At 32.3% G+C, this 14,091-nt stretch carries 13 protein-coding genes; 6 read left to right on the top strand and 7 right to left on the bottom strand.

Going from position 1 to position 14,091, the window contains the following annotated elements:
* Positions 1 to 283: 283 nt before the first annotated feature.
* Positions 284 to 706 (bottom strand): hypothetical protein, encoded by a 423-nt coding sequence (locus CRS_RS12595; RefSeq protein WP_142724391.1) that lies wholly within the window; start codon positions 704 to 706, stop codon positions 284 to 286.
* Positions 707 to 1,214: 508 nt separating this feature from the next.
* Here CRS_RS12595 and CRS_RS12585 point away from each other — a divergent pair.
* Positions 1,215 to 4,385: a P-loop NTPase fold protein gene (locus CRS_RS12585; RefSeq protein ID WP_142724389.1), complete on the top strand. Its 3,171-nt coding sequence runs from the start codon at positions 1,215 to 1,217 to the stop codon at positions 4,383 to 4,385.
* A gap of 221 nt (positions 4,386 to 4,606) precedes the next feature.
* Here the strand turns inward: CRS_RS12585 and CRS_RS12580 are convergent, their stop codons facing one another.
* From CRS_RS12580 to CRS_RS12560, 5 genes are all read right to left on the bottom strand, one after another.
* Positions 4,607 to 5,152: a helix-turn-helix transcriptional regulator gene (locus CRS_RS12580; RefSeq protein WP_142724388.1), complete on the bottom strand. Its 546-nt coding sequence runs from the start codon at positions 5,150 to 5,152 to the stop codon at positions 4,607 to 4,609.
* Positions 5,127 to 5,609: a hypothetical protein gene (locus tag CRS_RS12575; RefSeq protein ID WP_142724387.1), complete on the bottom strand. Its 483-nt coding sequence runs from the start codon at positions 5,607 to 5,609 to the stop codon at positions 5,127 to 5,129. The genes CRS_RS12580 and CRS_RS12575 overlap by 26 nt, the downstream gene beginning before the upstream one ends.
* Before the next feature lie 122 nt (positions 5,610 to 5,731).
* Entirely contained in the window at positions 5,732 to 6,403 is a 672-nt protein-coding gene (locus CRS_RS12570; protein WP_142724386.1) for a hypothetical protein, read from the bottom strand.
* Between the two features lie 108 nt (positions 6,404 to 6,511).
* Positions 6,512 to 7,147, bottom strand: coding sequence for a hypothetical protein (locus CRS_RS12565; protein WP_142724385.1), 636 nt, complete (start codon positions 7,145 to 7,147; stop codon positions 6,512 to 6,514).
* Between the two features lie 87 nt (positions 7,148 to 7,234).
* Positions 7,235 to 7,909, bottom strand: coding sequence for a hypothetical protein (locus CRS_RS12560; RefSeq protein WP_142724384.1), 675 nt, complete (start codon positions 7,907 to 7,909; stop codon positions 7,235 to 7,237).
* Positions 7,910 to 8,143: 234 nt separating this feature from the next.
* Between CRS_RS12560 and CRS_RS12555 the strand changes: the two genes are divergently transcribed.
* The gene (locus tag CRS_RS12555; protein WP_142724383.1) at positions 8,144 to 9,655 is read left to right on the top strand and encodes a serine hydrolase; all 1,512 of its coding nucleotides are present in this window, start codon (positions 8,144 to 8,146) and stop codon (positions 9,653 to 9,655) included.
* A 289-nt stretch (positions 9,656 to 9,944) separates the two neighbouring features.
* Here the strand turns inward: CRS_RS12555 and CRS_RS12550 are convergent, their stop codons facing one another.
* Complete coding sequence (locus tag CRS_RS12550; RefSeq protein WP_142724382.1) at positions 9,945 to 10,310, bottom strand: helix-turn-helix domain-containing protein; 366 nt, start codon at positions 10,308 to 10,310, stop codon at positions 9,945 to 9,947.
* Between the two features lie 123 nt (positions 10,311 to 10,433).
* Here CRS_RS12550 and CRS_RS12545 point away from each other — a divergent pair, with 123 nt between their 5' ends.
* The 4 genes from CRS_RS12545 to CRS_RS12530 all read left to right on the top strand — a co-directional run bounded on the left by CRS_RS12545 (position 10,434) and on the right by CRS_RS12530 (position 13,779).
* Entirely contained in the window at positions 10,434 to 11,228 is a 795-nt protein-coding gene (locus tag CRS_RS12545) for an SDR family oxidoreductase (protein ID WP_142724381.1), read from the top strand.
* Positions 11,229 to 11,249: 21 nt separating this feature from the next.
* Positions 11,250 to 11,567, top strand: coding sequence for a nuclear transport factor 2 family protein (locus tag CRS_RS12540; RefSeq protein ID WP_142724380.1), 318 nt, complete (start codon positions 11,250 to 11,252; stop codon positions 11,565 to 11,567).
* A gap of 375 nt (positions 11,568 to 11,942) precedes the next feature.
* Positions 11,943 to 13,058, top strand: a complete 1,116-nt coding sequence (locus CRS_RS12535) for an ATP/GTP-binding protein (RefSeq protein ID WP_142724379.1) — start codon at positions 11,943 to 11,945, stop codon at positions 13,056 to 13,058.
* Positions 13,048 to 13,779: a hypothetical protein gene (locus tag CRS_RS12530; RefSeq protein WP_142724378.1), complete on the top strand. Its 732-nt coding sequence runs from the start codon at positions 13,048 to 13,050 to the stop codon at positions 13,777 to 13,779. The genes CRS_RS12535 and CRS_RS12530 overlap by 11 nt, the downstream gene beginning before the upstream one ends.
* The last annotated feature ends 312 nt before the right edge of the window (positions 13,780 to 14,091 follow it).

The raw sequence follows: 14,091 nt of genomic DNA, 5'->3' as shown, positions 1-14,091 counted from the left end.
TTTAAGCTGTTAAGAACCGTTAAGAATATAGCTAAAGCTATTCATAAAGCGGTCTTTTCATTCATCAAAGATGAATCTTAACTTATCTTATCCTCCTCATTTTCCTTAATGATTTAAATGCTACAGGTAATATGTTATTTCCTATGTTTTGCACTTGTCCCCTATTCTGAAATAGTGTCAGCCCTCTTTTTTTCCCTCTTTCTCTGAAGAATAAGGTGTGCCGCATCCAGCATTTTAACCGTATGAATGTAGGGCATCACGATATTTCTTTCCGGCAGATTTTCTAAACGCCCATTGAGAAATAGACGATTCCAGATATAAAGTAATCAAATTCTTTGATGGTGTATTCTCTGAATGCTGTTTTGAAAACCAACAGAGGATTCCGGTATTCCGTCTCCAAAAGCAGGCCAAGAACCCACGGGGAAATTTTCTCCGGCCGGGTATCAACCGTCCATTTTCTGTCCTTCAGCATCATAAGATAGCCTGCCCGGATCAACGACCTCATCGACTGATGAAACTGGAAGATCACCGCCGGATCTTCATGGATCCAGCTATTTCTTTTCACCGCATAATTCATAATGTTGCTGAGCCTTTCTTTGGAAATATCCAGCTCATTGAACTGAAAGAAAGTTTCTATCAGCTGCAACCCGGAGTACTTTTTATCTGCCCGAAACCGGGAATCAAAGTTTGTTTTGCTTTTTTTCATGTGTTTGTATTTTTTTATAAATGTAAGGAAAAATTACAAACATTCGGATTTGAGTCCGAGATTTTTATAAGAATATGTAATTTATTTGTTTCTATGACAGAAGCAAATAGAAAAATTGTTGAATTTATAAGGGATGAGTGGGTTATCCCTATGAACAATAACAGCAAATTTGCAGTAGATCATAACATTGATGAAAAGACCGTTCGAAGAATAAAAGACGACAAAGATTATCAAATTGCTCTTCTCACGATAATGCGGATTTGCCATGCAAGAAATTTAACTCTTGCCAGCTTTTTCAAGATGGTTGGAATATAGATTACGAAAACAATATAACTGATAAATCCTGACGAAAGTTGGGATTTTTTTGCTTCAATATTGTTGATTTTTTTTGACTAAATAATTAACAATCATTTATATGTACGGGAAACCATATTGATATTTATTGTTATTTTTTTATTTTTGATATATAAAAACTAATTAAACTATAATAACTGGGGAAATTCAAAATATGGAGAAAAAAATTATTGAAAGTAAATATAAGTTTTTAGCTAACCAGCCCTTAGGTGAAGACTTATTTAAAAATAAATCTCAAGATAAGATAGCAACAGTAATAAGTGAAAAAATTCTCGATGAGAAAAGTTTTAAGATTATTGGAATAGATGGAACTTGGGGATCGGGGAAAAGTAATTTAATACACCTATTACAAAAAAAGGTAGAAAAAACTCATAAATTCTTTATGTATGATGTATGGGGTCATCAAGAGGATGAACAAAGAAAAGCCATATTAGTTGAATTAACTGAATTTATTAAAAATGAAACAGATCTTCTTAAGAAAAATGGTAAAAAAAATTGGGATCATAAATTAAAAATATTATTAGCTAATTCGAAAGAAACAACTACCATTAATCAGCCATACCTAAGTGTTGGATTTATTTTTAGCTTGTTATCTATTGTTTATATTCCAACAGTCAATGTATTTAAAGATTCAATTAAAGATTTCTTTCAGATAGATTCATGGTTATGGAAATTAGTATTGGTAGCTTTTCCAATTTTTATTGTCATTGGTATCTATATTTATAATCTTATTAGAAACTGGAAGAATAAAAAGGTTTTTTGGAAGTCATTCGGATATGCTGCAGAAGAAACTTTTCAAGTATATACTAATAAACAGAAAGAAGAAACAAAAATTGAAACAATTTCTGAAAATCAACCATCTGTTAGAGATTTTCAAAAGTGGATGGAGGAAATTGACGAAGATTTAAATAAAAAAATAATCTTAGTCTTTGATAACTTTGACAGGCTACCTAAAAAACATATTCTAAATATTTGGTCTTCTATTCATATTTTTTTTGCAGAGAAAAAATATAAAAATATCAAGGTAATACTACCTTTCGATAGAGAGCATATTCAAAATGCTTTTAAGGAACTAAATATTGATGGAACTGATAAGACTTTTGGAGATGATTATGTAAATAAAACTTTTGATATTGTTTTTAGAGTAACCCTTCCGATTATGTCTGATTGGAAGCTGTTTTTTAAAAATCAATGGGATAAGGCTTTTGTTAATTATGATGCAGATGAATTACGCTTAGTAATACAAGTTTATGAGTTTTTAAATAAAAGAATAACTCCACGAGAAATTATAGCTTTTATAAATGAAATTTTAACTATTAAACTTTTAGATGAAAATTTTAAAGAGAGATATATTGCTGTATTTGTTTTAAAAAAAGACGAAATTTTACAAGATCCATTAAGGGCTATTACAAAATTAGACTATTTAGACGGTTTAAAATCTATTTACTATAATGATTCTGATTTTTCAAACCAAATTACGGCGATCGTTTATCATATTCCAGTAGATGAAGCTATTGAATTAATTTATACTCAAGAATTAAAAGATGCGCTAAATCGAAATGATGTGGATAGGTTTAACGCTATTTGTAAATCCGATTTTGCTGATTCGATTTTTAGCTCAGCAATTATTGATACTGATATTTTAGAAAATCCAATTAAAACACTTTCTGCACTTCAGAATAATACAAATATTCCTGAATTACAAATTAAGCAAGCTTGGAAGACTTTCTACTATAAAGCTATAAATGACAACTCTCAAGTTGAAAAGCTTGAAATTGAAGATTGGAAGTTAATTCTAATTGAAAATTATGATGATGATCAATATCTGAAGACTTTATTATTTGACTATGCAGAACTAATTACTGAGTCTAATATGATGCAGTATATTTCTTTAATTGATAAATTCATGAATCACTTATATGATGATAGAATTCGACCTTTACTACCTTTTAAAAATATTAATGCTGAAAACTTTATTGCTTTAGTTGAAAATAAAGGAAGTGAATATAAAAAGTTTAGATTGACTTGTAACAATAAATTAATTGACGCACACATTTCCAAATTAAAAATTGAAAACATTCTAGAATTGAAAAATACTAAAATTATATGTCGAGATTTTGATCTTAGCAATTATAAACAACATTTAAAAACAAATTTTAATACTGCTGTTGATCAAAATAATATTGAAAAAGCAAATGATATACTTTTAAAAATTAAAGAAACTATAAATGAAGAAAGTACAGCTTTAAAAGAATTATTAAATGATTCTCAAATATATTCTCTTTATACAAATAATATTTCCTCTTCATCACTAATTATTGATGATTTAATAGCAATGAGAATATCAAGAGGTGGAAATTTTAACAATTCTTATAAAAGTCAATTCACTAATATTCTAAATACTCATGATGAATCTAAAGCAAAGGAGATAGGAGTAAAAATCCTAAATTATGTTTCTTATGGAGAACTTTTAATAAACTCGGAACATTTTGTTGACTCTATATTGTTTAAAAATATTATTTTGAGTTTATTTTCCGATTCATCTTTGGATAAGTGGGCGGATATTAATAAACTTATTAATAATTATGATAAAATTAAAACTTCACTAAAATTAAGAGATAGCCAGCTGCTAAATGAGCTGAATGAATGGACAGTAGAGTATTCTGATTTATCATTACGAAATTTAAGTGATGAGTTCATTAATGATTGTTTTAAATATAGTGATTTATCAATATCAAAGAGTTTTATAGAAAAATTTAATCGAGAATTTCAAGGTTTAGAAAATGATGGTTATAAAGATATTTTTAATTCTGAAAATGATATCCACTTTAAATATTTTCATTACTTAGATAGTACTTCCTTAACACAATCCTCTTTAGATATCTTTAAAGAGACATTTTTGTCAAAAATTCAAGAGAGCAAAGTTAATGGAACCTGGTGGACTATATTTAACAAATATGAGACTAATAACTCTAATTTATCGATCGAAAATAGTTTAAAAGATATCAGAGACCAGTTTTTAAATGGGCATATTGAATTTAATATTGATACAGCAAAAAAAATTCTACCACTTTTTATTAAATATAATTTATTAGATCCTTCTACAGATATTTTTAGAACTATCATTAAAAACAATTTTTTGAGTAATAATGAATTTTTAGATATTTTACTACAATATGGGGATTATTTAAAAAACCTATATCAAGCAACCATTCAAAGTCAAAAGGAGGGATTTCGAAATATAATTAATGAGAAAAGAGATAGTAATGAAAAATTAGATCAATTAGCAAAACAAATTGGAATCAGAAAACCAAAAGATAAATAATAAACTATCATATCATACATCTTTTAAAAAAATATTCAACCCCCGCTCTCCAAAATCTCCCGACTTCGGAGCAAGTTCAAAGAAAACAACCTTATTTCATGAGCTTAAAATCAGGAGACTTTCCGTTGCAAAATTTAAAACAAAAAAATCCCAGCTTTCGTTGGGACTTTTAAAGTCTTGACTGATCTAAAGTTTTCAAGCTATTTCAAAGTAAATGAAAGCTAATAAGCAAATCCAAGTCTATTTTTAACATGCTTACTTTCTTCGTCTCTTAATTTCTGATTTGTCATGATTTCATGCTCTTTATTTTTTTGGATAAGCTTAAACCAATGTATTGCGGGAATCAGCCCGTTGGAATGTAATTCAAGCCTGATGATGAACTCATCTGTCGGCTTGCGATGATTATTAATATATTGGCTAAGTACAGCTGGCTTCACATCCACCTCAACAGCAAAGTCCTTATCTTTTTTGTTTTGTCTTCTAACGTACTCATTTAAAAAAAATCCAAAACTAAAAGCTTCCAGATATTGACTGCTATCTATATAGTCTTCCAATTGAAACTTTAGCTGCAACAATTTTGAATACATTTTTTGACGATGAGTGCGATTGTCAAATTGTTTCCGACGAGCTGCCCAGAAGTCCTTCTCCTCTTTTTTCTCTTTCTCATCCAAAATTTGATCTGCAGGAAAGACAAAAGCATCCGCAAGCTCTTCACCTGTAAATTTTGAAAAATCTGTTTCCTTAATTTCCTTCCTGTTTGTCTTCATAATATTCCTGAATTAATTGTAATGAATTTTCACCTTCAGTGATCAAATATATTTTGGTTGACTGTAATCCATACTGCTGCATATAATGTTTAGCAAGCTTTGTTTTTGGCTTTAAGCATACATACCCTCCAAATCCTTTTTTAAATGCTTCTCTGCATGCAAATGCAATAAGACAGCCTGCAATCCGGCTATAGTTCTGCGATTGACCAACATTTTCTTTGGAAGCCGCCAGAAGTCTGATTTCCAAAGCATAATCCTGTGGCCGCTCTTCTATTGATAACAATCCTATGGGTTCTTCTTTCTCTTCTGCTGTCAATTTATAGACATGAAAGTCTTTTTCTTTGTTCCAATTAAAATCAAATCGCCTGGTTTTATTAATTTTCGAAATTTCAGCAGCATCAATTTTAGTTATTGTTGCTGCTTCTTTCTTACCCGTGATTTTATTTAATACGTACATTGCTTAACAAATATACAAAAAAAAGTTTACACATAATGTAAACTTTTTTTCTAATTACTTCTTTTTCAGATAGCTTAATTAACAACTCAAAGCCGTGAAACTTTGCGAAGAGAAATAACCATCTATGTTTTTCTAATTACATTCTGCGTAAGATAAATATAATTAAACATACAAAACGTCGCTACCGCCCCAAATGTATGCCATAAAAAGTGGGTTCCGAAACTGAAACATTCCCATTTATCAGCGATACGGAAGGTCAGTGCAAAAACAAACGACAATACAGCAAAGCCTACCCATTGTCCGGCTTTCCATTGGGTATACATCAGATACCTGAGTACCGAGAAAACTACAAATGACGCCATGATGGCATAATTGACGTTGATAAAAAGAGAAGGGTTATCAGCCAGAATCCAGTTTCTCAAAGCGAACATAAGTACTGTATATCCCAGAACCATTACAGCAGCATAGTACCATCGGGTACTCTGCGCTACAAAATAAAATCCGGCAGACAGGCAGAGTACCATAATAGGCAGCCAATCCATCATAATAAATACCGGCCATTGCCTGAATGAATGGTAAACAGTTCCCCCTATGGCTCCAATATATAATAAAAACAGGCAGTAGGTTAAAAAAGGATATTCTTTAAAATGACCCTTCAATTTAACAGTCCAGAAAATGGCTATGGCTAAAAAAAATGCAGCAGTGATTGCATTTAAAGGCTCAGGGAACAACTGAGTCATATCTGTTTCTTTATATAACAGGCCTCCGTCCGGAGGCATTAGGTGTGTCAGCATTGGCTTTTATATTATATGGATAGGCATGCTTTGGAGTAAAAAATACAAACACAAGCCATTTTTATAATCATGAGTAAAACATGTATTGATATACTAATATACTTCTTCTTAATATAATTTTTTATCAGAAAATTTAAAATCCTGTATTTTGGGCAGAGGCCTTATTAAAACTCTTTTTTTTCTTACACTCAGTGCTTTGGCTGAGCCGGATATTTCATCCGTTTCAGTTCTCATCCCGGTAACCAGATCAAATTTGGTTTCTGTAAATACTGTTTTTTCATCAATATAGCCTTTTGTTGCATTATTAGTGAGCTTATCGACATAGATTAATTCAAAATTGCCGTTATTGTATTTGAAGTCGTAGGTAATATTCCCGCCTTCAATTTCACTCCTCATTTTTAAGATTCCCTTTTCAATAGAGAAATCCGGAATTTGATATCCATTAAATTTCCCCTGGTTTTCAACCGGGTATTGGGGTTCTATGATCTTGGTTGAAGATACAGCCAGAGCTAATTTCCCATTCGGCTGGGACAGAAAAATATCTAATCTTAACGGTCTTGTTTTGTCCACTGTATCCATTTTCACCGTTATTCTATCCATTTTGCCATCATTATTTAAATCTCCATGTTCTTCTCTGACCTGGTACGTATAATGCTCTTTAGGATTACTGTTTTGGGCCAGTAAGTTCAGGGGGACCGAAAGTAAAATGAATATAAAATATATGCTTTTCACAGTTTCACTCATTATTTTAGTTTTTTCATTAATGATATTATAGCTGATAGATGGTTATTGAGTACTAACATTTTCTGCCCTCACTCAACTTATCCAGGATCAATTGCAATATAACAGGTCACCGGAGTGCATCTTACCTATGACCTGGCTGGCGTACTCATTTTTTATAATATAAAGGAAAGCTTTTATCTGAGATTTCTTTTCCCCGCCATTCCGACTCGCATGGGTCTGCCCGGCTTCAATCTTCATTGTATGGCTGCCATCGTCACCCACTATACAATATTTAATGATCCGGTCTCCTAAACGCCAGGTATAGATATCATACGGCTTAATAAAGGTTTCTCTGCTCACTTTTGACTTTCCATATTTCTCATCCAATAACTCTACAAACTTTTTAGTTTCTTCTAAAGAGATCTTTCCCGCAACCGCACTAAAAACCATCATCTTACCATCAGGAGTGGTGGCAAAATTGACGGCATTAAAATCAAAATCGTCAAACCTTGCCAGCACATCTTCATAAGAAAAAATTTCCTGCCTGTATTCAATCCGTACGGGCTTTTCACTTCCTATAAACGCTCCGTCAGAAATAGTATCAACACCTATCACCTCAGATTTTACCTGGTAATAGTTGTCATACGTTTTGTACTTATCCTTATCTGAAAAATAGGCGGACGCCTTATTATTAAAGTTGAAATCCTGTAACTCTATGGCCTTTTCCTTTTTACAGCTTGTCAGAAAAAGTAAACAGATTAAAATAAGGATGATTTTTTCCATGCTTAATGTTGGCTAAAGTTTATTGCGATCCCGAAATGAAGTCACCTCTAATATATAAAATTATATTGGTCTTATATATAATTTATTTTTAATCAAACAATTAACAAACCATTGAGCCTTCTCCAGTCCAATAGGAAAAAGACAGTAACGAATAAATATTTATTCTTTGAGGTAATAAAAAACAATGTTAGATGGTCTTATCTTTACATATACAATAACCAAACTATCATTAGTATGAAAAAACTTAATCTATTACTATTGCTGTCTTTATCCCTCAATATTTTTGCACAAAGTGTTAAGGATAAAATAAAATCATTTGAAAACAATCTTCTTAGCTGGGATACATCGAAAAATAAAAAATGGACTTTAAAGGAAAGAATGGCTTTCTACAATATGAATGCAGTAAGTATCGCAGTCATTAAAGATTATAAAGTAGAATGGTCGAAAGCATACGGTTTTGCAGATGTTGGTGAAAACAGGCCTGCCACGACTCAAACGCTCTTCCAGGCGGCATCTGTCAGCAAATCTATCAACAGTCTCGGCATTCTGAAACTGGTTGAACAGGGAAAATTAGATTTGGATCATGATATAAATAATTATCTGAAAACCTGGAAATTTCCATACGATTCTGTTTCTAAAGGGAAAAAAATCTCCATTGCGAATCTTTTAAGCCATAAAGCGGGACTGTCTGTTCATGGTTTCGGAGGTTATCAGAAAGGGAAAGATCTGCCAACGGTCATACAGATTCTCAATGGGCAGAAGCCTGCCAATTCTCCTGCGGTTCGCTCTGTGTTTGAACCTGATCTTAAATTCCAGTATTCAGGTGGCGGAACCACAATCACCCAGCTGATCCTTGAAAATACCACAGGGGAAAAGTACGAAGATTTTATGGGGAAAAATGTATTAGTACCCTTAGGAATGAACGAAAGTTCCTACAGCCAGCCTCCATCTCAGGATAAAAAAGAATTACTGGCAACCGCCTATAATGACGGAAAAGAAGTAGAAGGTAAATATCATATCTATCCTGAAAAAGCAGCCGCCGGTTTATGGACCAATCCCAATGACCTGGCCAAATACATCATTGAAACCCAACTGTCACTAGCAGGAAAATCAAATAAAATCCTGTCCAAAGAAATGTCTGTAAAGAGAGTTGAGAATAATTACGGTGTATTTCTGAATGATTTCAAAGGCACAAAATACTTCGGCCACAGCGGTGGAAATGAAGGCTTTGTCTGCTACTATATCGGAAGTGTTGAAGACGGAAACGGCCTGGCTGTGATGACTAACGGTAATAATTTTAAATTAATCGATGAAATTCTTTTAAGCATTGCCAGTTTGAACCATTGGAAGGATTATCCGATAGAGCCTCAAAAAGAATCTATCAGACTGACAATCAGAAAAGAATGCTTAAAAAATATTGACAAAGGAATTGCTTTATATAAAAATCTTAAAAAGACTAAGCCTGATGATTACAATTTTTCCAATGAAAATGAGCTGAATGACCTTGGCTATGAGCTTCTGAGAGATCATAAAACAGACTCGGCAATTAAAATTTTCAACTTAAATGTTGATGAGTTTCCAAATTCAGGAAATGTTTACGACAGTCGCGGTGAGGCTTATTTTAATAAAAAAGAGTACAGCCTGTCAAAAAGCGATTATGAGAAATCGCTGAAACTTGATCCCTCCAATAATAACGCAAAAGAAATGATTTTGAAAATCAATCAAATGCTGTCTGCTAAAAATTAAACCAGATTTTTAATATTAATCCTGGTGCTGTTTAAACTTTTTGCTGCAATCCATACTACAGAATCATTAAACGCAAAGAAAATGCATGGAAGCAAAGGAATTTGGCAGTGAAGGGTTCCAATAAAATTGCGGTAAAGCTTACCTGATTCTGATTGCTCTGTAAAAATGTTTGAGGCCAATATCCAAGTTAAAAAATCAAATGGCGTCACTTAAGTGGCGCTTTTTATTCTTTTTGAATACCGAATCAGATAGGTATCAATTTAGAATTGAATACAGTTTTAGAGCTTTCTCAGTCATTCTTTCCCATTCTCTTTACAATTACTCTTCTCAGCCTGTCTTCATTTCTGTCACCCCAGGATCCTAATGCAGAAATGACAGGAATTAAGGTTTTACCAAAATCTGTAAGGTAATATTCAACTTTGGGCGGAACCTCAGCATAGATTTTCTTCGTAACAAGTTCGTGCTCTTCAAGTTCTTTCAACTGGATATTTAAGACACGCCTTGAAGCATCCGGAATTTTACGCTGTAATTCGCTGGGACGCAGATGACCTTCATTGATAAACCACAGCAGACGGATTTTCCATTTGCCGTAAAGGACTTCGCCAATAAGGTCAAGGCCACAGTTTAAATTCAAAGGTATTTTTCTCTCATGCATACACAAATTTAGCCCAATGTACCCAATTGCACAAGAGGGGAAAAAATTATCCCTATGCGATTCCATTTTCCGTTATTGCCTGAAAAAGTGATACTTCCGAAATTTGTACCAAAGAATTCTACAATGGAAAATCTATTCAATTACAACAATGAACTTCAGGGTAAAATTGCCCTGGTAACAGGAGGTACAAAAGGAACCGGCAGAGCTATAGCAGAAAGATTGTTACAAGCTGGCGCAACGGTTATTATCACTGCAAGAAATTCACCTGAACAAGAAAACAGCAACCTGTATTTCATTCCTTCCGATTTGAGTACAGCAGAAGGAACTCAAAAAGTCATCAGCGAAGTGCTGTCAACTTATGGGAGGCTGGACATTCTTGTGAACAACCTGGGTTCTTCATCTACACCTGCCGGTGGTTTTAGCGTATTAACTGATGAAGACTGGGAGTCAACCCTACAGGCTAATCTGCTGGCTCCCGTCCGACTGGACAGAGGATTTTTACCCCAAATGACAGAGCGCAAAAGCGGAGTCATTATTCATATTGCTTCAATCCAGGGTAAACTGCCTCTGTACGAATCTACTTTGCCGTATGCTGCGGCAAAAGCAGGATTGATCAATTACAGTAAAAGTTTATCAAATGAAGTGGCACCAAAAGGTGTTCGTGTTCTGACTGTTTCGCCGGGATGGATCAGGACAGAAAATGTCAAAGTATGGCTGGAAACAATGGCCCGGAATTCAAAAACCTCTGTTGAGGAAGCCCAGCAAAGTGTTCTGAATGCATTGGGCGGAATACCTTACGGCAGACCTGCCGAACCGGAAGAAGTAGCTGAATTAGTAGGTTTTCTTGTTTCACCGAGAGCTCATTATTTAACAGGAACTGAATTTATAATCGATGGCGGGACAGTGCCTACCATTTAATCATCTAAAAAATTAAACAGAATGAATTTACCCAACATCATCTCAGAATTAGTGAAAGCCCAAAACGAATTCAACAGTGCAGCCTATGCCAACTGTTTTGCCGAAAATGCAGAGGTATTTGATGAAGGCCAAACCCACCACGGAAAACCGGAAATTGAAAAATGGATTGATAAAGCCAACAAAGAGTACAGAGCCACTATGAAGCCAATAGATTACAACGAAAATGAAAACATCCTATCTGCAGAAGTTGCAGGGACATTTCCAGGCAGCCCTATTGTTTTGAAATATCATTTTCAGTTGTCTGAAGGATATATTCAATCTCTGAAAGTAACAGATTAACCGTGTAATCATCATATAAATTGAATACTTTAACAGCATGCAGAGGTAAGCAGATTGCCATTCTTTCTTAATTGGCTCACCCGAACCCAATCATGAATAAAAGTATTTGAAAATACGTTCATACTGGTCACAAAAAATGGCATCACTTGTCTTAAGCGATGCCATTTTTTAATTTTTATTTCTTTAACTGAAATCAATTTGCACTAAATTCCATATTCTGCCTTATAAAGGCAATATTTTATAAATTATTTTAGCAAACTTTTTATAATTTTATGATGCATTTAAAATTATTGTCTAAAAATCCATAGATTCAGCCGTAAAAAAATTACGGTTATTGTTTTTTTTGTAATTTTGTCTTTAATAATAAAACTTAAAATGCTTAGAAAATTTAAAGTTTCCAATTTCAAAAGTTTTGAAAAAGACTTTGAATTAGATTTGACAGGAGTCAACGGCTATGAATTCAATAAGAGTTCTATTAAAAATGGAATTGCTAATAATACGATTATTTATGGTCATAACGGTGTCGGAAAATCGAATCTAGCATTAGCTATTTTTGATATTGTTGAACATTTAACCGATAAATATAGAAATGAATCCGTTTATAAAAACTATTTAAATGCTTATTGTCAATCAGATTATGCCAGCTTTTATTATGAATTTCTAATTAATTCAAAAATTGTAAAATATGAATATGAAAAAACGGACTACAAGACCATTTCGTCAGAACTTTTAGAAATAGATGGAAATATAATCGCTTCATTTGACAGAAAAAAAGAATCAAAAGCAACTATAAATCTAAAAGGAGCTGCAACATTAAAAACAGACATAGATAATCCTGAGTTATCCATTTTAAAGTATGTTAAAAACAATACAGATTTGGAGCAAAATGAAATTAATGACATTTTTATATCATTGTTTACTTTCGTTGAACAGATGCTTTTTTTCAGATCATTGTCAGATAGAACTTTTATAGGATTGGATGTTGGTGGCAAATCCATTCTAGAAGATATTATAAAAAATAACAATGTAGACGATTTTGAACGTTTTTTAAATGACGCAGGGATTGAATGTAAATTTTCTATCGTTGAAGAGTTAGGCAAAAAGACACTTGCATTTGATTTTGATGGGAAGTTCATACCTTTCAATGAAGTAGCGTCTACTGGTACACAATCTCTTTATTTATTTTATTTTTGGTATCAAAATATAAAAAAATCTGACATGGTTTCATTTGTCTTTATTGATGAATTTGACGCATTTTATCACTATTCCCTATCTGCATTGATTGTTGAAAAATTAAAAGAAACTGGAGTCCAATTTATATTAACAACGCACAACACATCGATTATAAATAATGATCTACTTAGACCAGATTGTTATTTTGAAATGACTAAAAAAGGGATTCGATCATTTTCAAAAAGTACCCCAAAAGAATTGAGAGAAGCTCACAATATTGAAAAAATGTATAAAGCCGGATCATTCGATGTTGAATAAAGTATTATTTGTATTTGAGGGAGATAAAACTGAAGAACAAGTCATTACCAGTTTACAAAAATACTTTGTAAACGAAAACACCAGCATTAAATGTATATATGGTGCAGAAATATATCAGATTTATCGAGAAATTAAAACTGATGAAGATTTAGATACCTTTAATCTCCTCAAAGAAAGAAACGAAAAAAATAAAGAATTACTTAAAGAATATACAAGAGATGATTTTGCTGAAATCTATCTATTCTTTGATTATGACGGCCATTCATCAATGGCTGATGATAAAAAAGTAAATGAATTATTAAATTTCTTTCAAGAGGAAACAGATAAAGGAAAACTATATTTAAGTTATCCCATGGTAGAATCTTTAAAGCATATTTGTGATTTTGCAACATTTCAGGATTTGGTAGTGGAGTGTAAAAAAAACATTAAATATAAGGCTATTGTAGGAAAAGAGTCTCTTAAAGAACTCATCAACTTTAATGGATACTCTATTGATATTTGGAAATCTTTAATATCAGCACATCTTAAAAAGGCTAATTTTATTATTAAAGACAATTTTGAATTTCCTACACAACTTTTTCCCCAATTAGAGATATTTGATAATCAATTAAAAAAATATATAATACCATCTTCCCAAGTATCTGTACTAAGTGGGTTTCCTATGTTTATTCATGATTACTACGGTAACAAAAAAACTATAGAGCTTGTAAATTTTATATAAAATAATTATTAAATAAGCTAAAAATATTGACGTTAACCAGAAACTTTCTATTAAATAGTTTAATATTTTTCTTTTTTTTAACGAAGTCCAATAATGCTAAATAAAGATTAATCAATTGCAATTATTCTTAATTTTTTGTCTAACACACTAAAATCTATAATAAATATAAAATAATTTTTTTTCAACCTGATTTAAACTCACACAATAATTGATAAAAATGTTTAGAGATACCTTCATACTGGTCACAAAAATGGCATCACTTGTCTTAAGCGATGCCATTTTTTAATACTAATGAGTATAAATACCTCTATC

The organism is Chryseobacterium sp. ON_d1 (genome assembly GCF_006829085.1).
Classification (GTDB): domain Bacteria; phylum Bacteroidota; class Bacteroidia; order Flavobacteriales; family Weeksellaceae; genus Chryseobacterium.
This window is presented reverse-complemented; position numbering and strand designations above follow the sequence as displayed.

Bases quoted from the DNA above. Each gene is read 5' to 3' on its own strand.
- CRS_RS12535 (WP_142724379.1), top strand. From the start codon at position 11,943: ATGCTTAGAAAATTTAAAGTTTCCAATTTCAAAAGTTTTGAAAAAGAC.
- CRS_RS12580 (WP_142724388.1), bottom strand. From the start codon at position 5,152: ATGAAGACAAACAGGAAGGAAATTAAGGAAACAGATTTTTCAAAATTT.
- CRS_RS12595 (WP_142724391.1), bottom strand. From the start codon at position 706: ATGAAAAAAAGCAAAACAAACTTTGATTCCCGGTTTCGGGCAGATAAA.
- CRS_RS12565 (WP_142724385.1), bottom strand. From the start codon at position 7,147: ATGAGTGAAACTGTGAAAAGCATATATTTTATATTCATTTTACTTTCG.
- CRS_RS12530 (WP_142724378.1), top strand. From the start codon at position 13,048: ATGTTGAATAAAGTATTATTTGTATTTGAGGGAGATAAAACTGAAGAA.
- CRS_RS12545 (WP_142724381.1), top strand. From the start codon at position 10,434: ATGGAAAATCTATTCAATTACAACAATGAACTTCAGGGTAAAATTGCC.
- CRS_RS12570 (WP_142724386.1), bottom strand. From the start codon at position 6,403: ATGCTGACACACCTAATGCCTCCGGACGGAGGCCTGTTATATAAAGAA.
- CRS_RS12555 (WP_142724383.1), top strand. From the start codon at position 8,144: ATGAAAAAACTTAATCTATTACTATTGCTGTCTTTATCCCTCAATATT.
- CRS_RS12575 (WP_142724387.1), bottom strand. From the start codon at position 5,609: ATGTACGTATTAAATAAAATCACGGGTAAGAAAGAAGCAGCAACAATA.
- CRS_RS12585 (WP_142724389.1), top strand. From the start codon at position 1,215: ATGGAGAAAAAAATTATTGAAAGTAAATATAAGTTTTTAGCTAACCAG.
- CRS_RS12550 (WP_142724382.1), bottom strand. From the start codon at position 10,310: ATGCATGAGAGAAAAATACCTTTGAATTTAAACTGTGGCCTTGACCTT.
- CRS_RS12560 (WP_142724384.1), bottom strand. From the start codon at position 7,909: ATGGAAAAAATCATCCTTATTTTAATCTGTTTACTTTTTCTGACAAGC.
- CRS_RS12540 (WP_142724380.1), top strand. From the start codon at position 11,250: ATGAATTTACCCAACATCATCTCAGAATTAGTGAAAGCCCAAAACGAA.